The sequence below is a fragment of the Sporacetigenium mesophilum DSM 16796 genome (assembly GCF_059569055.1).
Window position 1 is genome coordinate 86,643 of the sequence record NZ_JCANUR010000006.1, and the last position, 21,843, is coordinate 108,485.

Genomic DNA, 21,843 nt, shown 5'->3' on the forward strand with positions numbered 1-21,843 from the left:
TGTATGTTATTTATTATAATATAGGATCATAAAAACTTTTGCAGGTTCACTACTTTCATTAATATAGGCATGTGGGTGATCAGCTTCAAACTTTATAGAATCTCCTTGGGATAGTTCATATACATCGTCTTTAATACGGACCTTCAAAGATCCAGAAGCTACAAGAGAATATTCTTCAACGCCTTTGTAGTGGGGCTCTGATTCATGGACACTTCCAGGTTTGTATTCATTTAAATAAATTTCAAAGTTTTTTTCATCGTCATATTCAAACAATGTAGAAGCTCTATAGAAATTGGTATCTACAATAGGATTAAGAGACTTGTTGTAGACAACTGATACAGGGGGCTTTTTTTCTTTTACAAGGACTCCAAAAGCTACCTTTAACCCGTTGGCAATTTTCCACAAAACTGTAATTGTTGGATTTGTGACGCCTCTTTCAATTTCACCTAACATGCTTTTACTCACACCTGTTAAATCAGATAAATCTTGTAGTGTAAGATTTCGTTCCTTTCTAATAGCATTTAAATTTTGACCTACTATATATTTAATATCTTCCATAAAAACCTCCGTATGGTATATTGTAAGTAAATGCGGCATAGCGTATAATGTATGGTATATTGTATTTATTTACATTATAATATATTTCTTAGAAGTTGAATAGTATAAAGAGAGGGTGGAGATATGACTAACAATGAAACAAAACAATTAAAAAGTTCATTATCTATAATAGATGGAGTGAAAGATAGTATTCCAATTTCATTTGGATATATTCCTGTTGCCATTACATTTGGACTCCTTGCAAAATCATATGATATCCCAAATATCATAATAGTTATGATGTCGGCAGTTATTTATGCAGGTAGCAGTCAGTTTATGGGAATAAAGCTAATTTCACTAGGAACCCCATATCCAGAAATTATATTAACAACTTTCATGATTAATATAAGGAATCTTTTAATATCTTCAGCAATGTCTATTAAAACAGAAGAAGATCTTTCAAAAAATAAAAGAGCTATAATTGGATATACAGTTACTGATGAAACATTTGCTATATTATCATCTATTGATGAAGAAAAAGTTGGATTTTCTTATCTTTTAGGATTACAGGGTTTTTTATTTATATCCTTTAATATTGGAACATTCCTTGGTGTTTATGTGGTATCAAGTATAAATCCAGAACTTATGAATAGCTTAGGGATTTCCATATATGCTATGTTCATAAGTATATTGCTACCTTCTATTAAAAAATCAAGAAAAATAGCTTTAATCTGCCTAGTATCAATAGCAATTTCTATATGTATTACATATATACCTTTTAAGATTTCAACAGGCTGGGTTATGATTGTTACAGCACTTGTAGCATCGTCAATAGGGGGATACTTACATACCAAGGAGGTAAATAAAGATGAATAATTTATACTTACTTGTATTGTTAATGGGAGTTGTAACATTTATTCCAAGAATAATTCCTATATTATGGTTTGGTGATTTAAAACTTAATAAGTTCTTTGAAGGATTTTTTTATTATTTGCCATATACAATGTTAAGTGCATTGATTTTTCCTGGTGTATTTAGTGCCAGTGGAGATTTTAAACATTCTATAATCGGAGCAACAACAGCAATAATACTTTCCTTTATTAATTTAAATTCTACATTTGTGGTATTTGGTACTGTAGGTGTAGTATATCTTAGCCAAATTTTCTTCTAAAACCAAGGTTGTATCTAAAAAGATACAACTTTTTTTATTTTTTTTCAAAAACCCCTTATAAATTGGTAAAAAGTAGTATATAATACTAATATAGAACATATGTTCTATAGAGAAGAAATAAAGACTATTTAAAAAGGTGATGTTATATGGGTAGACTAATTTTTCATATAGACGTTAATAGTGCATACCTAAGTTGGGAGGCAGCATATAGAATTCAACAAGGTGATCAAGTGGACCTTAGAAATATACCTTCTGTAGTCGGGGGAGATGAATTAAGTCGACATGGTATAGTACTGGCAAAATCAATTCCTGCTAAGAAGTACAATATTATAACTGGTGAAACTTTATACAATGCTAGAAGTAAGTGTCCAAATCTAACTATTGTGCCGCCAAGTTATTGGTTATATACCCAATGTAGTTCGGCAATGCACGAAATACTAATGGAGTATACACCACAAATTCAAAGATTTAGTATAGATGAGAGTTTTTTAGATTTTTCCAATATGGAGCATTTATATCCAGACTATATGAAGTTAGCACAAACTATAAAAGATAGAATTAAAAATGAATTAGGTTTTACTGTAAACATAGGAATATCAAATAATAAGTTACTTGCAAAAGTTGCATCTGACTTTACAAAACCAGATAAAATACATACGTTATTTCCAAATGAGATAAAAGAAAAGATGTGGCCACTTCCAGTTGAAGAACTATTCATGGTAGGTAGAGCTACAGCGCCAAAATTACATAAGCTAAATATCCACACCATAGGAGATTTGGCAAACTATGATATAAATGTTTTAAGAAGTATTCTAAAAAGCCACGGTCAATTAATACATAACTATGCAAATGGTATAGATAATTCAGAAGTTAGAAAAAGCAATTATATTGGAATGAAAAGTATAGGAAATTCAACAACTATAGCATTTGATGTAGATGATAGGGAAACAGCGCATAAGGTTTTGTTATCTTTGTGTGAAACAGTTGGCATGAGATTGAGAGATTCTAAAAACTGTTGCAATGTAGTGTCAGTGAGCATAAGAGGTAATGATTTAATATCATATTCTCGCCAAAAGAAACTAAGTACAGCTACAGATTCTACAAGAAAAATATATGAAGAAGTTATTTGTTTATTTGATAATGCATGGAAAAATAATAAAATAAGGCATTTAGGAGTAAGTGTAACTGATTTTTGTACAAATGATTTTTTTCAGTATTCTTTGTTAGATACCTTTGACTATGATAAAGATAATAAGTTAAATAAGGTAATTGATAATATAAGGTTAAAGCATGGACATAAATCCATTTTTAGGTCGTGTTTTCTACATTCAGGTCTGAGCTCTATGACTGGTGGTTCAAAAGATGAAGACCATCCTTTGATGAGTTCTATGTTATAAAAGAAAAGGGGAGTAATTATGAAAGTTATTGCAAAGCCAATCGAAATGATAGCATATACTAATAAAACTGGTGATATAAAACCATTGAAATTTAGAATAGAAGGAGAAGATAATACTGGAAAGGTAGTGAAAGTAGATAACGTTATTATTAAAGAACATGAAAAGCTAGCAGGTAATTCAATGTTAGTATACAAATGCCAAAGTGTAATTGACAATGTAATGAAGCAGTTTGAAATAAAGTATGACCTTAGGACTTGTAAATGGATATTATACAAAATTTAGATAAAAGCCTTCTATAATAATTTAACTATGGAAGGCTTTCTTAATTTTATGAACTTTGCTTTTTCTTAAATAAAATTGCACGGTCCCATATAATATCAAATAAGGCAGGGCCAACTAAAGTATCTTTATCAACATAAATCCTAAAAGCTATAAAAGCGTCTTCGTTGTTGTCAACACCGAATGCTTTTCCAGATGGATTTCCAGTACTATATGGTACTACAATTCCATCATCATCAGCCTTTCTTGTAAACTTAGATACATAATAGTATTTTTGGTTTTTATAACCTTCAGGGAAATACTCAGCTGCAGAATTTTGGAACTGTAGAGAAATCTGTGCTACAGCAACTCCATTAAAAAGCTCATATCCGTAGAAACTAGCGTTATTAAATACTACTTTTCCCGTTTGTACATGGTTAACCCCATATAATATAACAAAATCATCATCAGAATTTAATTGGAAAATTTCTGTTTTAACATAATTTGCATCTCTGTTATCTCCAACACTATCAAAATCTAATACTGTTGACTCATAGTTATCAGGTACCCACATATTTTTATTAAGATCTAAATTAAGCTCTACATAATCGTATTCTTCACTTTTATATTTATTAATTATCTCATTTCTTAGATAAGCAAGCTCATTCCTTGCATTTTGAAGAATTTTAAATTCAGTAATGCCTGTTTCTCTAGGCTTAAGAGCTGGTACTGGCCAAGGCTTCAAATTAGTCACAGGGCGTCTTGGGGTAATGCGAAGAACCTTGAAGTATTTTCTAAGATCATCAAGATATTGGGATCCCATATTTTGATCTTGCCAAACTATAGCCCTCATAACAAACATAAAGGTATCCCTACCTTTTTCAAGACCCATATTAACAAGACCCATAGGGATGTTGTCATCATTCATAATATCTGGACTAAAACCAGATACATTAAGGGCGTCACGCATTTGTTTATTTATTCCTTTGTCTGCAGTACTAATAATAATAGTATTGCTTAAAAAAGAATTTCCATATGTTCCTTTTGGAGTATTAGAAGTCCATATATTAAAATTATTCAATTGGTCTCCCAAACTGTTAAAAAGCCTATGATATTCACCAGTATATTCATCTCCTATCATAATAGCTTTGCTAGCTACTGTAGTATCTTTAGTGTATTCTTTTTGTGGTTGATTTTGGGCAAATCCAATATAACTTCTAAAACCAAAGTAACATGTCGGTGGAGGCGTCTTTCCAATTAATACAATAGCCTCATCAGGGCGTAGTTTATAGGTAAGCCCAGGTATTCCATAAGTTATATTGGCTGGATAATTATTCGGGTTATTAGGATTGTATCCTACTGGAGGTCTCTGTCCTTTTGCTGGATCTTGGTTTGGAGCTGGTGGAAGCATACACATTGCATATGGAGCACCTGCGTGATTTCCAACACAATCTTCAAATAAACCCATACTACATAGCTTTAGTATGTCAAAATATCTTAATTCTCCTTCTTGAACAATAAAGCCTCTGTTATTAAGTGTAGATATAAAATCATTTATATTTCCAGTTTTATTATTAACTGGGAAATGCTGTGGTGTATACATTGGTGGGTTATAATAGGGAAATGGTTTGTAAAAGTTATACATATTATTCATTCCTTTCATAGGAGTATATATTTAAAAAATAATCTTTCATAATAATTTGATTTAAAATAGAAAGTTGCTTATATTAGTTTCTAATCCTCTTCGGCAGCTAGTGCATCTGCTTTAGTATTGTGAACTGTACCACGTGGATGTTCAGGTGGTGCATAAATAGCATATACTTTAAGTGGTGTATTACCAGTATTTATTATGTTGTGCCACTTACCAGCAGGTATCATAATGGCAAAGTTATCGGATAGTCTTTTCTGATAGTTTAATCTATCTCTTCTATCACCCATTTGAACAATTCCTTGACCTGCTTCTACACGTATAAATTGATCGCCATCAGGATGAACTTCTAAACCTATATCATCTCCAACAGCTATGCTCATTAATGTAACTTGTAAATTTTCTCCTGTCCATAAAGCAGTACGGAATGTATTGTTTTTTATAGTAGCATCTTCAATATTAACTACAAATGGATCTGGTCCATAATCTTCAAACTGAGAAAATGGGCCTGGGTTAAACATTGTTGGGTAAAGCCAGTAAGGATATTGATAAAATTCATACATATTTTGCATGTTAAACATTGGTGCATTAAAGTAATAAGGGGATGGACATTGAGATTGCTTATAGTAATTATTCATATTATTCAATCCTTTCATATAGAGTCTTTCAGGATTATAATATGATATATTTTTTGCAAATGTGATTTTATTTAAAAGAATATTATAATATCACAGATTAATAGGCTATGGTATATACTGAAATTGTAATATAATAGTAATAAAGGGGTGATAAAGTGAAAAAAGCTTTTAGAAGTATTATTATATTTTTATTTGCATTTGCCATGATAACTTGTTTTCCAAAGAATGTAAATGCAGAAGAAGACTTAGAAATACCAAAATGGATTGTAGACGCAAATCTTCTTGAAACTGGAGATTTAAATATTGAAGAAGATATTACCTTTAAATTTAATGATGAATTCAATGGAGTATTCAGGGAAATTGTACTTGATAAAACTTCAGGAATATCAGATATCAACGTTCAAGAAATTGTAGGATCTAAAAGTAGGGAATATGCACATGTTAGGGATGCCAACAAAGGAGATTCAGATGTATTCTTAACAAAAGAAGAAGATGGAAAAATAATTATTCAGATATTTTCTCCTTCAGAAGATATACAAAAGACATTTAGAATAAGTTATTTAGTAAAAGATGTAGCTATAAAATACAATGACATAGGAGAGTTATATTATAAGTTTTTGGGAGATGAAAATGAAACACCAATAGGAACTTTTAAAGTAAATATTAAACTTCCTCAATCTGATAACAATAATATAGTAAAGGTTTTTGCCCATGGACCATTAAATGGAGAAATCAATAAAGAAAACAATAATATTTACTCACTGTATGTAGAAGATGTACCTTCAAATACTTTTATAGAAGGAAGAGTACTTTTTCCAAGAGAGTTCATTCCTTTATCAAATAATGTTAAAAATATAAACAATTATTCTAATATAATAGATGAAGAAGAAGCTTTTCAAAAAAAGATAATAGAAGATAAAATAAGAAATGCAAAAATTAAAGGTGTATTAGAGCAAATTTCTATTTGGGGTCCTAGTATTGGATTTGTGATATTTCTTATTTTCCTAGCTATATTTAGAAGAAAAAATACCTATGAAAATGAAGAATATATGAGCATTCCTGAGGACTGTACACCTGTTGTAGCATCTTATTTAACAGGAACTATCATAAGTAATAATACAATATTTGCAACTATATTAGACCTTTTTAGAAAGGGATACTTAAAGATAAGTGATGAAGAAGGCAAAAAATATCAAAATTCAGCCAATCAAAACTTTGTTATAACTAAACTAAAAAAAGAAGATTACTCATTGTTAAACCATGAAAAATATTTTATGAATTGGATGTTTAACGAAATGGGTAATGGAAATTCTGTAAGTACTAAGAATATAGAAAACTTCGGTAAAAATAGAAGTACTAAATTTGTAAACTTGTATAATGGGTGGAAAAGTAAAGTAAAAGAAGATTCCTTACTTAAAGGATATTATGACAAAAGCAAGACAAAATATGGAGTATTTTTCATAATAACATCAATTATATTTTTCATATTAAGTATATTCACTTTGGTTTATGAAAGTTTATTTGGAATAGCAAGTATGGCTATTTCTATGATCTTCCTTATATATGGAATCTCGTTGTTATTTAGACTTTCAGACTATGGATACATCCAGCGTAAGAAGTGGATTAGCTTTAAGAAGTATATGAAAAAAAATAATAATGACTTAACTAAAGAAGATGTAATAAAGCATTCTTCAGACCCATCTTTAATTTATGCATTAAGTTTAGATGCAGGAAAAAAGATAGATGAATTAAGTTATAAAGATAATAACTCTAATCAATTATACTCTCATAATGGTTGGTTAATATGGTATATCTTATTTATGAATAACGATAACAATGCTTTTAATAAAAGTATGAATAGCTCATTTGGAACCACAGGTTCATACTCTTCTGGAGGAGGCGGATTCTCCGGAGGTGGAGGAGGAGGCGCTGGCGGTGGCGGCGCAGGTGGCTTCTAGATAAATAAACGCAATCAAAATCACACAGGTTTTGGTTGCATTTTTTTGTTTAAATAATATTGACACTGCCACTACTTGGTGATACTATATAGTAGTACTAAGTAATACTGAATACAAGTAGTACTAGATACTGAAGAGGTGAATCATTTGGAAAATATAACAGAAATGTTAAAAGGTGTACTGGAAGGCTGTGTTCTTGAAATCATTAGTAAAGAAGAAACATATGGTTACGAGATTACTAAGAGGCTAAATGAGCTGGGATTTACAGATGTTGTAGATGGAACAGTTTATACCATCCTGGTACGACTTGAGAAAAATAAATTGGTAGAAATTACAAAAAAGAAATCAGATATGGGACCGCCACGAAAGTTTTTCACCCTTAATGATGCAGGGCGTGAGGAATTGAAGAAATTCTGGGAAAAATGGGAATTTATATCATCAAAAATTAACGAGTTAAAGGAGAAAAAATAATGAATTTTTGGGAAAAAATTACAGGTAGTGATATGACTAAAGAAATGAAAACTTTTGAATCGCGAGCCAAAAAGCTGCCAGCTGATTATCAAGCAGCATGGGAAAAAATTAAAGCAAATCTTTGGCCGCACTCAGACTTCACCGGTCGCAACCTAATGCCAATCTTAGAAGGTGTCCTTGGTATGCTCGAAGAAACAGCGGCCAATGGTCAAAGTATACAAGAGGTTTTGGGTGAAGATATAAAAGGATTCTGTTCAGCCCTAGTTGGCGAGGAAGGGTCAAAATCTTTTCGCGACAAGTGGCGCGAGCAACTTAACAATAATATCGCTAAAAAATTAGGTAAATAGGAGGATAAAATGAGAATACAAGATATTATCGAAGGCAAAAAAGAGTGGAAAGCGCATATGGCACGTGTCAAAGCGCTTCCGAAGGATTATCAGATTGTTTATAAAGAGATTCAAAAATATCTTTTTAAGGTGGGTCCTGTTGAGCTAACCGACGGGATAGGTTTACTCTCGGGGATTGTAGATCTTTTTGAAGAAAGTGCAGCTGTGGGGAAAGGTGTGCTAGAAGTGACAGGCAGTGACGTAGCAGCTTTCTGTGACGATTTAATCAAAGATTCAAAAACTTACGCTGACATCTATCAAGAATCTGCTGACCAAGAAGTCAACAAGGCCATGAAAAAGGTTAAAGACAAATCAAGTAAAAGGTAAACAACAAAAACATAAAGTAAGGGGATGGTAGAGTGTGTAAATACGAGTGGATATTATGTCCAATCTGTAGCAACAAAACACGGGTAAAGATAGGTGTTGATACGGTACTTGAAAACTTCCCGCTATTTTGTCCTAAGTGTAAACAGGAAACCATAATCAATGTAAAACAACTGAATATATCAATTATCAAAGAGCCAGACGCTAAGACGCAGAGCCGATAACCGTGAGTAAAATCACAGTTGTCGGCTCTTTCTTTTTTGAGTAAGGTTACTATATTGTAGAGGAGGAGAAGAAAATGAATAAAAATATCATACAAGTAAAAAGTGTAAAGAAATCATACAAAGATGTAGAGGTACTCAAAGGAGTAGATTTTGAAGTAGAGCAAGGCGGTATCTTTGCTTTACTAGGTTCCAATGGAGCAGGCAAAACAACAATGATTAAAATCATGGCTACTTTACTTAAAGCAGATGCTGGAAGTGTTGTGATTAATGGTTTTGATGTTGAAAAAAATCCAGGGGAGATTAGAAGTTCTATTAGTCTTACTGGTCAGTTTGCTGCTATTGATGAAATTTTGACTGGACGTGAAAATCTTCAAATGATAGCAAAACTTAGACATCTTAAAAATCCAAATAAAGTAGCAGATGAGTTAATTAATCGTTTTGGAATGGATGATGCTGCTAACAGGAGAGTTGGTACTTACTCTGGAGGTATGAAGAGAAGAATTGATATTGCAATGAGCCTTGTAGGAAATCCAAAGATTATTTTCCTAGATGAGCCAACAACAGGTCTAGATCCAGAGGCACGTATAGAAGTTTGGAATATTGTAAAAGAGCTATCAACAGCTGGAACTACGGTGTTCTTGACGACTCAATATTTAGAGGAAGCAGAACAACTTGCAGATAAAATAGCTATTCTTCATGGAGGGAAAATTATTGCTCTAGACACATTAGAAGGATTGAAAAAATTATTCCCACCTGCAAAAGTTGAATATGTTGAAAAACAACCTACATTAGAAGAAATATTTCTAACAATTATTGGGAAAGGGGAGGAGAAATAAATGGAATCTACAAATAAATATTTTTTCAAAGATATGATTGTTATGTTTGAACGTTCTATGCGTCACATTTTTAGAAGTATGGATACAATTATTACAGTTAGTATCACACCAATTGCGATGATGTTATTATTCGTTTATGTATTTGGTGGTGCAATAGAAACAGGTACAGAAAATTATGTTAATTATTTATTACCAGGTATAATGTTAATGACTATTGGTAGTGGGATTGCATATGTGGCTTATCGTTTGTTTATGGATAAAGAACGTGGTATCTTTGAACGTTTTCACTCTATGCCTATTGCTCGTTCTACAGTATTGTGGGGGCATGTATTAACTTCATTAATTTCTAATGGAATTTCTGTAGTAGTGATTATACTTGTTGCATTATTAATGGGCTTCCGTTCTTCAGCGGGAATCTTAGAATGGTTAGCGGTATTTGGAATTCTTGGGATTTTTACACTTGCTTTAACTTGGATTGCTGTAATAGCTGGTCTTGTAGCTAAAACACCAGATGGTGCAGGGGCATTTTCTTATCCAATAATATTTTTACCGTTTATCAGTTCTGCCTTTGTACCAACAGATACTATGCCTTTTGCAGTACGTACTTTTGCAGAAAATCAACCTGTAACTCCTATAGTAGAAGCTATTCGTAATTTATTATCGAATCAACCAGTAGGAAATAATATCTGGGTTGCCCTTGCTTGGTGTATAGCAATAATAGTCGTTGCTTATATATTTGCAATGAAAATCTATAAAAAATTATAAACAATCTTTATATAAGTACATTTAAAAATAGCCATTAATAAATTTATTAATGGCTATTTTTATCCATTCTTATAATAAAACACAGCAAGTTGTGTTCTATCCCTTAGTTGTAACTTTTCCAAAATATTTGTTAAATTGTTTCTAACAGTACCTTCGCTTAAGTACAATGTAGTTGCTATTTCCTTATTACTAAGTCCATCAGCTACAAGTGTTATAATGTCTAATTCCTTTTCTGTTATACCATAAGCTGAAAAATCATGTTTAACGTTGTTATTAATTAAAGATGGGATTTTTGAAATAATATCATTGTTAAAAACACTTTGTCCCATATATACAGCATTTAGTGATGGTACAATGCATTCAAAGTTTTGTTTTATAATATAGCCCTTAGCTCCTATTTTCAATGATTTTACTATATATTCATCATCAGAAAAAGTAGTTAAAAACAATATTTTTGCGTTTTTATCATTTTTCAAAATAACTTCTGCTGCCTCAATTCCACTCATAGTTTCCATTCTTATATCCATTAATAAAATATCAGGCTTTAAATTGTTATAAAGGTCAATAGCTTCTTCACCATTGTGGCCAATTCCGACTACAGAGATATTTTCTTCTACTTCTAATATGGTTTTGAGAGATATACATACTAATTTATCATCATCAACAACTACTACTCTCATATTTTTATCTAATCCTTTCAAAATCTTATTTTTTTGGTATTGAAATAAAAATTCTAAAACCGTTGTCTGTACTAATATTAACATTTCCACCAATTGAGGAAACTCTATCTTCAATGTTTTTAACTCCTATGCCGTTTTCACCATTATATTGGCAATTAGAGCCATTGTCTTGTATAACTAATTGATAAAGTGCAGGATGTTCATGAATTTTAATTAAAGCCTCTGTGGCATTTGAATGCTTTATAATATTTGACAAAGCTTCTTTTGTTACTGCAATAAAGCAATATTTAATATTTTTTTCTAAGTTTGTTTTTACATCATAGTCAAATTTAATAGGACAATATTTAAATGCATCAATTAATTTTTGTATTTCAGTTTGAAGATAAATTGATTCTTCATGTAAATTATGTACGCTATTGCGTATTGAATCCATTGCTTCTGAGAGAGTTTCTTTTAGAAGTTTTAAGTTTTCTTTCATATTTTCATCTTTATTTATTACAAGAAGTGCCCCAATTTGAAGTATAGACCTTGAAAGTAAATGTCCAACATTATCGTGAATATCTCTTGCTATTCTATTTCGCTCAGTTACAGTTGCAAGGTTTATTTCATAATCTTGTTTGTCCAAAAGTTCTTTATTTCGTTTTTCAAGCTGTATTGATATTTCCTTAGTATTATCACGAAGGTTATGATAATACAATTCCATATTTATAAGAGAAACAGTTCGATATTTTAAAATATATGAAACAAGAATAAATGTTGCAATTAACCACCTTGATGTTAAAGGTATTTGGATATAATTTGTGATTAACACTAGAAATGATAATACCCATAAACCTTTGATTTTAATAAATACAACCTCATAACAAATAAGGGGAATAAAGAATACGAGATTCGGCATAAAAAAGCAAGTAATTAAATAAGTAACAAATACTGTTACTTCAATACTTTCATTTTCTAAATAGCTTAAAAATGCACTTAAAGCTATAGATATTAATATAGGGACAATCATGTATATGCTATTTACATTAGGTATATACAAAGCCAAACAAATAATTAAAATTACGAGTTTATCAATTAATTTTTTCATTTTATCTACCAAACCTTTTAGTCAATATTATTTCGCTTAAGTATAATATATAATAGTTGTCTAATCAATTATTTTTATAAAATAATCCATGAATTTTCTAAAGCAAATATTCCAGATACTGGAGTAAACAAATGAAAATATGAAAAAAATTATAAAAATTAAATAAGTAGATAATGAGCTAGTAAAATCTACAAATGACGAAATTCTTATTACATAAGTTAAAGATATAATCCCAAGAGACAGTGCTATGCTTGAAAATAATATAGAAATCATTATTCCCTTCCTATAAAGAAATGCCCCCATAACCATACCTAATAGCCCTGTTGTAAAAAACAGAATTATTGTTTCCTGAACACTAAACATAGTTAGAATTAATACAGATGAAAAAAACACTGTAAAACCAAGAGAAACATTATAAACAGCAGCTATTGCAATAGGGAGAGTGCTTAATGGACTTAAAGCCAACCCGATTACAGGTAAAAACAAAGGTGCTGATTGGAATAATACAGCTATTGTTGTTAATATGCCTCCAATAGAAATAAATCTACTTATATTCATTTTTTTCAATTTGAAAACCTCCCATCAGATGATATTAATCTATATAAGTGCTAAAGGTATATTTTCTAAATATACCTTCAGCAAGTTACTTTCACTTTTAAAATCATTAAACAATTTCAAAAATAGTACCTTGGTTAAAATCAGTTACATTGGCAGAACCATAAACCCCTAAATACAGTTTCGTTTGAGAAAGATTTGATCCCAAACTAACATAATAAGATGATTTAGACCCAAAATTATAATCCGTTTCAATAACACCATAGTCATTTAGTTTGCAATCATTTCTTACTTTAGTATAAGCTAAAACCCCTCTGCCTGGAGATTCATCCTCTATGGCAAAATCGGTAAACACAACGCATCCTGTTAAATATGGAATTCTATTTCCCATATATGGTTGAACTCCTGTAAGTGCTGAACCAGTAAATTTATCAGGTCGCTCATCTCTATGATAATAACAAGTTAATGGCTGTATACGACTAACAGAAGTTTGTAATGCTTCATTGTAATAAGCAATTGTTTTTTCCTCTAAATTAGAATTTGCAGAACAACTACTTATAATGGTAGTAGGAAAAGAACCTTCCCATCCTCTCCAACCAAAATTAATAAATCCTTCCTGGTTTGGTTCAAGGTTTTGTAAAGAAGCCTTAACAATCTCAGTTACTGGTATTGGCTTATAATGAATAAATGAAAAAATTGATTCTACCAGATCTTGACCAACATTACCTACGTATTTAATGTATCGATTATAATATTTTTGAAATGAAATACCAGGAATATTTCTAACCCCTTTTGCCATTACTGTAAGCATTCTTTGAATAGGTGAGGGAAGTTCATTAAATCGTGTTACTGCAGGTGGATTAGTAATAGGTGTATTAAATGAGACATCTATTTCAATTATTTTACCTGCGACTTCCATAATATCCTGACTTAAATTAAATGGATCGTAGCCTAAGCCGCCATCTCCAGTAGTTAGTACAAGTCTTCCTGTTTCTGGTGAAAAGTTTAGGCTGTTAACACCATTATGATTAGCAAATGGTCTTCTTAAATTTAATAATGTACGACGTTTTTTTGGTTGTCCATTTGATTGCAAAGTCCATTCTTCAACTGTATCAATATGATCATATTGATTTTCTCTATTAGTCCATTTTAGGTTTAAGGTTTGGAGATTACATGGGTCAGGCTCAAAAGACTCGGAAAGAGCTCCTGGACCTTGTGTTCCAGCTAATGAATAATGAAGATAAAAAAGACCGTTGTAATAAAAATTAGGATGAAAAGCTAAACCTAATAGTCCACGTTCATCATATCCTCCATTAGAAGTACCTAATTTTATGATTCCCTGGCGAATATCTAAAAAAGTTCTTATAGTTTTATTTCTTATATAAAAAATTTCACCTACTTGGGTTGCAATAAATAAACTTTCTACCGAGTCACCGGGAAGTACAGTTGTTTTTAAAACAGTAGGTAAATTGATATTACTAACAATTGGTTGTAAACTAACATTAACTTTTTTCAATGATTTCTACACTCCTTATTATTGTATTCACTATAAGTATATGTTTGGGGTTTTAACGATGTTACATTTGTCATACCAAACTTGGAGTATCCTCACTTACAAATTAATGGTAAATAGAATATTATTAATATATAGAAAAGAAATTGATAAATAATTGGAGGGAGCTCTATGATAATAAATGTTAAAAATCTAGTAAAAAGATACGGTGATTTAATTGCACTAGATCATCTAAACCTAGAAGTAAATGAAGGTGAGATATTTGGATTATTAGGACCTAATGGTTCTGGAAAAACAACTGCAATTAACTGCATTTTATCTCTTCTTAAATATGATAAGGGTACTATAGAAATTTATGACAAACCAATGTCTCCAGATGCCTATGATATTAAACGCAACATAGGTATAATAATGCAAAATGTTGCAGTATTTGAAGAACTAAATGTCTATGAAAATATTGATTATTTCTGTGGACTGTACATTAGTGACAAAAAAAGACGTAAAGAACTTGTAGAAGAAGCTATAGACTTTGTTGGACTTAATGATTTTAGAAAGTTTTACCCTAAAAAGTTAAGTGGAGGATTACTTCGTAGATTAAATATTGCCTGTGGGATTGCTCATAAGCCAAAGCTAGTTATACTAGATGAACCAACGGTTGCAGTTGACCCTCAAAGTAGAAACAATATATTAGAGGGGATACAAAAACTTAATAAAGAAGGAACCACAATTGTTTATACATCTCATTATATGGAAGAGGTTGAACAAATTTGTACAAAAATAGCAATTATGGATAAAGGGAAGATAATAGCCACTGGGACTAATGACGAACTAAAAGGAATGATAAATTCAGGTGAAAAAATAACTGTTGAAATATTTAAAATAGATAATAGCATATTAGAAGGTGTTAGAAATCTTCCAAATATAGTTTCTGCACAATATGAAGGGAATTTACTTGTTGCAAAATCAAGCAACGGTAAGAATAACCTTGTTGCTTTACTTGATTATTTAAAGTCAAAGGATGTAGCTATTGGAAAGATTTATTCTGAGCCACCTACATTGAATGATGTATTCTTAGAAATAACAGGTAAAGAGCTTAGAGATTAGGGGGTATATTATGTTTTTCCATAACTATTTATATAGGCTTAAATGCATTGTAAGAGATAAACAGACCATATTTTGGACTTTTATGTTTCCAATACTTTTGGCTACATTATTCAATATGGCCTTATCTAATATTTCAAGTGCAGAAAAGTTTTCTGAAATTAAAATTGGAATAGTAAAAGATGATGAATATAAGAAAAATACAGATTTTATTAACGTAATTGAATCTGTTAAAAGTTCTAATAAAAGTGAAAGCAATTTATTTGATATAAAATATACATCAAAGATAGAAGCAGAAGATCTTCTTAAAGATAGCAAAATTGAAGGGTACATTTATTTTGACAGTAAAATAAACCTTGTTGTGAAACAATCTGGTATAAATCAAACAATAATAAAAAGTTTCATAGACGATTTTAAACAAACTACATCTACAGTGGGAACAATTATTAGCAAAAATCCTGAGGCAGTTCAAAATGGACTTTTAGACAGTATTTCAAATAGAACTGATTACCTTAAAGAAGTTTCTATAAGTAAATCTGAGCCTGATACTATTGTGAACTATTTTTATACCTTAATTGCCATGGCTTGTCTATACGGAAGTTTTCTTGGAATAAAAGAAGTCGCAGCCCTACAAGCTGATTTATCTCCACAGGGTGCAAGAGTTAATATGGCTCCAACACATAAGTTAAAAATATTTATGGCTTCTATGGTTGCAGCAACTACGGTTCAGCTAATTCAAATATTTGTTTTGATATGTTACTTGGCTTTTATACTAAAAATAGACTTTGGGAATCAAATGTGTTATATAGCGCTAACTTGTTTAATAGGCACAATTACAGGGGTTACCTTTGGTACTTTAATTGCCTCAGTAATCAAAAAAGGTGAAGGTCTTAAAATGGCAATCCTAGTTATATTTATTAATGCAATGTCATTTTTATCAGGTATGATGTACGACAAAATGAAATATATTGTTAACAAAAATGTACCTATTTTAGGATATCTTAACCCATTAAACTTAATAGCAGACAGCTTTTACTCACTATATTATTACGATAATCACACTCAATTTTTCACAGACATTGCTATACTTTGTGGTTTGTCTTTAGTTTTTAGCATAATTACCTACTTTGTATTAAGGAGGGAGAAATATGCAAGTTTATAAAGCATTTTTTAAAGTAATTTTAAAAAACATATCCCAATTAATGATTTATGTTGTTGTATTTATATTATTAGCAGTAGGTCTTGCAAGTACTAACAACAAACCTGTAAATACAAACTTTACAGAAACAAAAGTAAATATGGTATTTATAAATAATGATACTAATTCAAAGGTTGTTGAAGGCCTAAACAATTATCTAAGCAAAAATGCTAACATAGTAAATATATCAGATGATAAAAAAGAGCTTCAAGATGCTTTGTTTTTTAGAGAAGTAGAATATATAGTAAGAGTTCCTAATGGCTTTACAGAAGGGCTTTTAAGTGGTAAACCAATGAATATTGAAAAGACCACAGTACCGGGATCGACTAGTGGAATATACCTTGATAGTATAATAAATAAATATTTAAACACTGCGAAAACTTATACTAGTAATATGAATGATTTATCAGATGAAGACCTTTTAAGATATATTGAAAATGATTTGTCAAAGAAAACTGAAGTTAAGCTAATTAATTCTGTAGAGGAAACTTCCAAAAATGAAAAGGCTGCATTGTATTTTAATTTTATGGCTTATGCATTGTTTGCGATATTAATTTTAGGTGTTTGCTCTGTTATGATTGTCTTTAATGATACAGATTTAAAGAAGAGAAATCTTTGTTCACCAGTAGAACTTAAGAGCATGAATTTCCAAATGATACTTGGAAATCTTAGCTTTGCAATATTTGCCTGGTTTGCAATGACCTTAACAAGTTTTATTATGTATAAAGGTTATATGTTTACTGGCAAGGGCTTACTATTTTTATTAAACTCATTTGTATTTACCCTTGCAGCACTTAGCATAAGCTTTTTAATAGGAAATATTGTAAAAAGCAGAAATGTCATGTCTGCAGCTGCAAATGGTGTTTCTTTAGGAACTTGTTTTATAGGGGGAGTGTTTGTACCGCAGTTCTTGTTAGGAAAGACAGTATTAAAAATTGCAAGCTTTACGCCAACTTATTGGTATGTAAAAGCTAACAATAGTATAGCTTATTTGGTTAACTTCAATATGGAAAACCTTAGACCAATATTTTTGAATATGCTAATAGTAATTGGATTCGCTGTTGCTGTACTTTCAGTGACTCTTGTAGTTATAAAACAAAAAAGAATGAGCAATTAATTTCTACTGACAAAGGTCGTATGTATATGCATACGACCTTTATATATTTCTAAAGTATTGAAGTATTTTTTTATTTATATTATAATATGAACATAGTTCATGAACAACGTTCATATTATTTTGTAGGAGGGAAAAATGCCAAAAATAATTGAAAATATAAAAGAAACTATTCTGATAAAGGGAAAGGAGATGCTTCTTGAGGGAAGCTATAAAGATTTCAACATCCGTAAACTTGCAAAAAACTGCGAACTTGGGATTGGGACCCTTTATAATTATTTCGAGAATAAGGAGGTTTTGATATATAACATTTTTTTAAGTGATTGGGAAAGCACCATGGAGCTTGCTGATGAAATGAAGAAAGAAAAACTTCCAATTAGAGAAAAGCTGTATAGGATATACACATCACTAGAAACATTTGTAAGCCAATACCTGAGAATCTTTTGGGAAATGTCAGATGGAAGTCAGAGAGGTTGTCCAGATAACCATTATGATGAATTACATAAGAAAATAAGAGATATGCTCCTTGATGAACAAAACTCCGGCAATATAAATACAAATATAGATATAGATAAATTATCACATTTTATTCTCTCCAATATGCTAAACAATATAAAATTAAAAAATTTAACCTTTAATGAAATGATGGATTTTATTAAAATTTAAAAAGGAGAAAGAGTATGTCAACAGAAAAACCAATTAACAGTAGTAGTACAAAAAGTAATGGCAGTTTATGGCTTATAGCATCAGTTTATCTTTTAGGACTATTCATGGGTGCAATTGACACAGGTATAGTAACTCCTGCAAGGACTATTATTCAGAACAATCTTATGGTTGATGACAAAACAGGTATCTGGATGATAACAATTTATACACTGGCATATGCATCGAGTATACCAGTTATGGGTAAGTTAGCTGATAAATTCGGAAGAAAATACATCTATCTTACTGCTATTTTATTATTTGGAATTGGATCATTATTTTGTGGTCTTTCACAGAATTTTGGAAGCTTTGAAATGCTTCTTATTGCACGTGTTATTCAGGCTATCGGTGGAGGGGGAATAGTTCCCATTGCCACAGCAGAATTTGGTACCACATTTCCACCTGAAAAACGTGGAATGGCATTAGGCCTTGTTGGTGGAGTATACGGGATTGCAAATATATTCGGTTCATCAGCAGGTAGTGCGATTCTAGATATATTTGGTAAGAATAACTGGCAGTATATATTTTATGTAAATATACCAATAACAATATTTATAATTATCGCCGGATTAAAGGTACTTAAGAATAATAAAAATGATAGTGTAACAAAAATAGATACAATAGGAATTTTACTGCTTGTTACTATGATATTATCACTGTTATATGGACTAAAGAACATTGATTTCTTTAACTTTAGTGAGAGTATAAAAAGTACATCGGTTTATCCTTTTATTATAGCATTTACAATACTGCTTCCTTTTTTCATATTTGCAGAGAAAAGAGCAGAGGATCCGGTTATGAATCTAAGTTATTTTACAAATCCTCGTATTGTTGTAACTTTTATAATTAGCTTCATTACAGGAATTGTATTAATGGGGGTTATATTCATACCTCAATTTTGTGAAAATGCTATGAAAATTTCTACTGGTAGCGGTGGATACTTCGTTATAATACTTGGATTATTTGCAGGAGTAGGTGCTCCAATGTCAGGTAAACTTATTGATAAATTCGGAGCCAAAAAAATACTTCTACTTGGCTTTACGATTTCTGTTGTTGGATCGGCATTTTTAGTTCTTGTAACAGCTAATTATCCAGGATTAGTAACTGTAATAATAAGCTTACTTCTTTTTGGCCTTGGAATGGGCTTTACTATAGGTGCACCTCTAAATTACATGATGTTAGAGAATACAAAAGAAGAAGAAGCAAACTCTGCATTGGCTGCTCTTTCTTTAATAAGATCTATTGGAACAACAATAGCACCTGCGATTATGATAGGTTTCGTTGCACATGCAGGAAGTTCTTTACAAGAAAGAGAAATGGCAATTTTACCTAAAGAGATTACTGCACCACAATTACCATATGCACAGGAATTGACAGAAAAGCTAGATAAGCTTAAGTCAGATCCAAATATGAGTGATAAGTTAGGTGACTTGGAATTCCCTGATCTTTCTTCAATGACAAAAGTAGAAATAGATATGACTGGTGATGGCAGCTATGAGTTACCTGAGGATTTAGTTGAGCTACTTAAAACTGCTGACGTTACAAATATTACTGAGAGAATTAAAATTCTTTCAACTAGAATGTTTGAAGAAATGACTCCAGAAGTTATAGCTGATATTCAAAATGGTGTTCAAAAGGGTATAGATGGTATGAAGTCTGGTATAACTGAAATGGATAAAGCCATTGTAGACCTTGACAAAGGCATTGATGGAGTAGATCAGGGTATAAATGGAATGAAAAAGGCAGTTGCTGGAATGGATACAGGTATAGCAGAGATGAAAAAGGCTATTTCATCACAGGAAGTGGCAATTGTACAAATGAACAATCTTTATGACACTATGATAAAAATGATGAACCAAGGTCCAAGTGGATCACAGCCTGTAGGAACAATGCCAACTGGAATGGAAGCACCTTCAATTATTGATATGATTCCTCAGGAGGTAAAGGCTAAGATTCCTGCAAGTGCACTACAGCAACTTAAGGATGTGAAAACTCCAGAAGACCTAAAATCTAAGATAGATGAACTGAATAATGCAAAGAAAACTTTGAGTTTAGAACTTGATAAACTTACAAAACAACGCAAAGAAATGCTTGTGAAAATTGCTGATACTGAAGCTAAACGTAATGATATGTTATCTGCAATTTCATCAATAGAGTCAGCAAAAGCTGATATGAATGATACTATAATAAAGATGACTGCACTTAAAGAGGCAGTACCTGAAAACTTTGAAGAAACAAATAAAAATTATCTTGCTGAGATAGATAAACTTGCACCTCAAATTGAGTCAGAGTTCCAAAGCACAATGAATGAAGGATTCAAGCAAGTTTATTTAACTACAGGTATTTCTGGGTTAATTGCAATGATAATTCTGATATTTTATAGAACTAAAAAGATTAATATAAATTAGTGGAGGTTTGTAAATGCTCAAATGTAACTTACTAGACCAAGTTTGTAAGATAGAGGAAATGGAACTACATTTAACTATGTTTAATTCTAAAAGAGCACTTGCACCAGTTGATAAAAATTTACAGGTAAAAGATATTGGACGCTGTAAACTGATTTTTGATAGCAATAGTCTACAGTCTATTTACTACAATAGAGTCAAAGGTTTTGGAATAAATGATATAGATAACCTTGACCAAATATTGAATTTTTATAATGAAAAAGGTATAGTACCATGTTTTGATATGACGCCTAATAATATAAATGAAAAAGTTTCAATGGCATTATCCAGTAAAGGATTTATAAACTCTGAACAATTAGCTTTTTTGAGGTTAGCTGATGATGTTGATATAAATCCTAAACAAGATATAAAGATAGTTAAGGTAGATAAAGAAAATGCAGAAGAATTCGTCGATATAGTAGTGTCTACAAGTGGGATCACGAATATAGATAAAGAAGTAATTCAAAGAAAAAAACATTACTTTTATAACCCAAATTTTCATAACTATATAGCATATATTGGAGATAAAGTTGCGGCAATAGGTTCACTTTTTATTAATGACAATGAAGGGTATATAGCTAATGATTATACATTTGAGGAGTTTAGGGGAATGGGATGTCAAACAGCATTGTTATTATATCGTATTAAAGAAGCCAAAGAAAAAAATTTAGTAAATATATATACTGATGTTGAATTTGGTTCCATAAGTCATAATAATATGGAAAAGCTAGGATTTAAGACTGTTTTTATTAATTCTTTCTGGACTAAGTAGTATAACATTTGTGGCATACATTGACACCTTAAATTTGAATTGATATAATTCAAATGAAATTAAA

At 30.9% G+C, this 21,843-nt stretch carries 24 protein-coding genes; 17 read left to right on the top strand and 7 right to left on the bottom strand.

From position 1 onward, the window contains the following. Nucleotides 1–6 precede the first annotated feature (6 nt). The gene (locus tag BS62_RS07065) at nt 7–558 is read right to left on the bottom strand and encodes a helix-turn-helix domain-containing protein (RefSeq protein ID WP_496490557.1); all 552 of its coding nucleotides are present in this window, start codon (nt 556–558) and stop codon (nt 7–9) included. A 123-nt stretch (nt 559–681) separates the two neighbouring features. Here BS62_RS07065 and BS62_RS07070 point away from each other — a divergent pair, with 123 nt between their 5' ends. The 4 genes from BS62_RS07070 to BS62_RS07085 all read left to right on the top strand — a co-directional run bounded on the left by BS62_RS07070 (nt 682) and on the right by BS62_RS07085 (nt 3,387). Beyond that, the gene (locus BS62_RS07070; protein ID WP_496490558.1) at nt 682–1,413 is read left to right on the top strand and encodes an AzlC family ABC transporter permease; all 732 of its coding nucleotides are present in this window, start codon (nt 682–684) and stop codon (nt 1,411–1,413) included. Beyond that, complete coding sequence (locus BS62_RS07075) at nt 1,406–1,708, top strand: AzlD domain-containing protein (protein WP_496490559.1); 303 nt, start codon at nt 1,406–1,408, stop codon at nt 1,706–1,708. The genes BS62_RS07070 and BS62_RS07075 overlap by 8 nt, the downstream gene beginning before the upstream one ends. A 146-nt stretch (nt 1,709–1,854) precedes the next feature. Then, nucleotides 1,855–3,105, top strand: a complete 1,251-nt coding sequence (locus BS62_RS07080; RefSeq protein WP_496490560.1) for a DNA polymerase Y family protein — start codon at nt 1,855–1,857, stop codon at nt 3,103–3,105. An 18-nt stretch (nt 3,106–3,123) separates the two neighbouring features. Continuing rightward, complete coding sequence (locus BS62_RS07085) at nt 3,124–3,387, top strand: hypothetical protein (RefSeq protein ID WP_496490561.1); 264 nt, start codon at nt 3,124–3,126, stop codon at nt 3,385–3,387. A 46-nt stretch (nt 3,388–3,433) separates the two neighbouring features. Here BS62_RS07085 and BS62_RS07090 read toward each other — a convergent pair whose 3' ends face one another. Next, nucleotides 3,434–5,008 (bottom strand): hypothetical protein, encoded by a 1,575-nt coding sequence (locus BS62_RS07090; RefSeq protein ID WP_496490562.1) that lies wholly within the window; start codon nt 5,006–5,008, stop codon nt 3,434–3,436. An 89-nt stretch (nt 5,009–5,097) separates the two neighbouring features. After that, on the bottom strand, nt 5,098–5,649 hold the full coding sequence (locus BS62_RS07095) for a cupin domain-containing protein (protein ID WP_496490563.1): 552 nt from the start codon (nt 5,647–5,649) through the stop codon (nt 5,098–5,100). Between the two features lie 155 nt (nt 5,650–5,804). On the opposite strand from BS62_RS07095, the gene BS62_RS07100 reads away from it, so the two are divergent. The 7 genes from BS62_RS07100 (at nt 5,805) to BS62_RS07130 (ending at nt 10,613) form a co-directional block, all read left to right on the top strand. Then, nucleotides 5,805–7,607, top strand: a complete 1,803-nt coding sequence (locus tag BS62_RS07100) for a DUF2207 domain-containing protein (RefSeq protein WP_496490564.1) — start codon at nt 5,805–5,807, stop codon at nt 7,605–7,607. Nucleotides 7,608–7,754: 147 nt separating this feature from the next. After that, nucleotides 7,755–8,078: a PadR family transcriptional regulator gene (locus tag BS62_RS07105; protein ID WP_496490565.1), complete on the top strand. Its 324-nt coding sequence runs from the start codon at nt 7,755–7,757 to the stop codon at nt 8,076–8,078. Further along, the gene (locus tag BS62_RS07110) at nt 8,078–8,425 is read left to right on the top strand and encodes a DUF1048 domain-containing protein (protein ID WP_496490566.1); all 348 of its coding nucleotides are present in this window, start codon (nt 8,078–8,080) and stop codon (nt 8,423–8,425) included. The genes BS62_RS07105 and BS62_RS07110 overlap by 1 nt, the downstream gene beginning before the upstream one ends. 9 nt (nt 8,426–8,434) lie before the next feature. Next, nucleotides 8,435–8,791, top strand: a complete 357-nt coding sequence (locus tag BS62_RS07115; RefSeq protein ID WP_496490567.1) for a DUF1048 domain-containing protein — start codon at nt 8,435–8,437, stop codon at nt 8,789–8,791. A 32-nt stretch (nt 8,792–8,823) separates the two neighbouring features. Beyond that, nucleotides 8,824–9,012 (top strand): cysteine-rich KTR domain-containing protein, encoded by a 189-nt coding sequence (locus tag BS62_RS07120; RefSeq protein ID WP_496490568.1) that lies wholly within the window; start codon nt 8,824–8,826, stop codon nt 9,010–9,012. 74 nt (nt 9,013–9,086) lie between these two features. Further along, the gene (locus BS62_RS07125; protein ID WP_496490569.1) at nt 9,087–9,848 is read left to right on the top strand and encodes an ABC transporter ATP-binding protein; all 762 of its coding nucleotides are present in this window, start codon (nt 9,087–9,089) and stop codon (nt 9,846–9,848) included. Beyond that, on the top strand, nt 9,849–10,613 hold the full coding sequence (locus tag BS62_RS07130; RefSeq protein ID WP_496490570.1) for an ABC transporter permease: 765 nt from the start codon (nt 9,849–9,851) through the stop codon (nt 10,611–10,613). A gap of 59 nt (nt 10,614–10,672) precedes the next feature. Here the strand turns inward: BS62_RS07130 and BS62_RS07135 are convergent, their stop codons facing one another. The 4 genes from BS62_RS07135 to BS62_RS07150 all read right to left on the bottom strand — a co-directional run bounded on the left by BS62_RS07135 (nt 10,673) and on the right by BS62_RS07150 (nt 14,451). Then, nucleotides 10,673–11,407 carry a response regulator transcription factor gene (locus BS62_RS07135; RefSeq protein ID WP_496490571.1) on the bottom strand — a complete coding sequence of 245 codons (735 nt, stop codon included), beginning with the start codon at nt 11,405–11,407 and terminating at the stop codon, nt 10,673–10,675. Continuing rightward, the gene (locus BS62_RS07140) at nt 11,319–12,380 is read right to left on the bottom strand and encodes a sensor histidine kinase (protein ID WP_496490572.1); all 1,062 of its coding nucleotides are present in this window, start codon (nt 12,378–12,380) and stop codon (nt 11,319–11,321) included. The genes BS62_RS07135 and BS62_RS07140 overlap by 89 nt, the downstream gene beginning before the upstream one ends. Nucleotides 12,381–12,440: 60 nt before the next feature. Next, nucleotides 12,441–12,938: a hypothetical protein gene (locus tag BS62_RS07145; protein WP_496490615.1), complete on the bottom strand. Its 498-nt coding sequence runs from the start codon at nt 12,936–12,938 to the stop codon at nt 12,441–12,443. 106 nt (nt 12,939–13,044) lie between these two features. Next, entirely contained in the window at nt 13,045–14,451 is a 1,407-nt protein-coding gene (locus BS62_RS07150) for a PQQ-dependent sugar dehydrogenase (protein WP_496490573.1), read from the bottom strand. A 168-nt stretch (nt 14,452–14,619) separates the two neighbouring features. On the opposite strand from BS62_RS07150, the gene BS62_RS07155 reads away from it, so the two are divergent. From BS62_RS07155 to BS62_RS07180, 6 genes are all read left to right on the top strand, one after another. Further along, nucleotides 14,620–15,552 carry an ABC transporter ATP-binding protein gene (locus BS62_RS07155; protein ID WP_496490574.1) on the top strand — a complete coding sequence of 311 codons (933 nt, stop codon included), beginning with the start codon at nt 14,620–14,622 and terminating at the stop codon, nt 15,550–15,552. Between the two features lie 10 nt (nt 15,553–15,562). Then, entirely contained in the window at nt 15,563–16,711 is a 1,149-nt protein-coding gene (locus tag BS62_RS07160) for an ABC transporter permease (protein ID WP_496490575.1), read from the top strand. Further along, complete coding sequence (locus BS62_RS07165; protein WP_496490576.1) at nt 16,698–17,864, top strand: ABC transporter permease; 1,167 nt, start codon at nt 16,698–16,700, stop codon at nt 17,862–17,864. The genes BS62_RS07160 and BS62_RS07165 overlap by 14 nt, the downstream gene beginning before the upstream one ends. 135 nt (nt 17,865–17,999) lie before the next feature. Then, a complete protein-coding gene (locus BS62_RS07170) occupies nt 18,000–18,527 on the top strand; it encodes a TetR/AcrR family transcriptional regulator (RefSeq protein WP_496490577.1) in 528 nt (175 codons plus the stop codon). Between the two features lie 14 nt (nt 18,528–18,541). Then, nucleotides 18,542–20,971, top strand: a complete 2,430-nt coding sequence (locus BS62_RS07175; RefSeq protein ID WP_496490578.1) for an MFS transporter — start codon at nt 18,542–18,544, stop codon at nt 20,969–20,971. 13 nt (nt 20,972–20,984) lie between these two features. Then, the gene (locus BS62_RS07180) at nt 20,985–21,779 is read left to right on the top strand and encodes a GNAT family N-acetyltransferase (protein ID WP_496490579.1); all 795 of its coding nucleotides are present in this window, start codon (nt 20,985–20,987) and stop codon (nt 21,777–21,779) included. Nucleotides 21,780–21,843 lie beyond the last annotated feature (64 nt).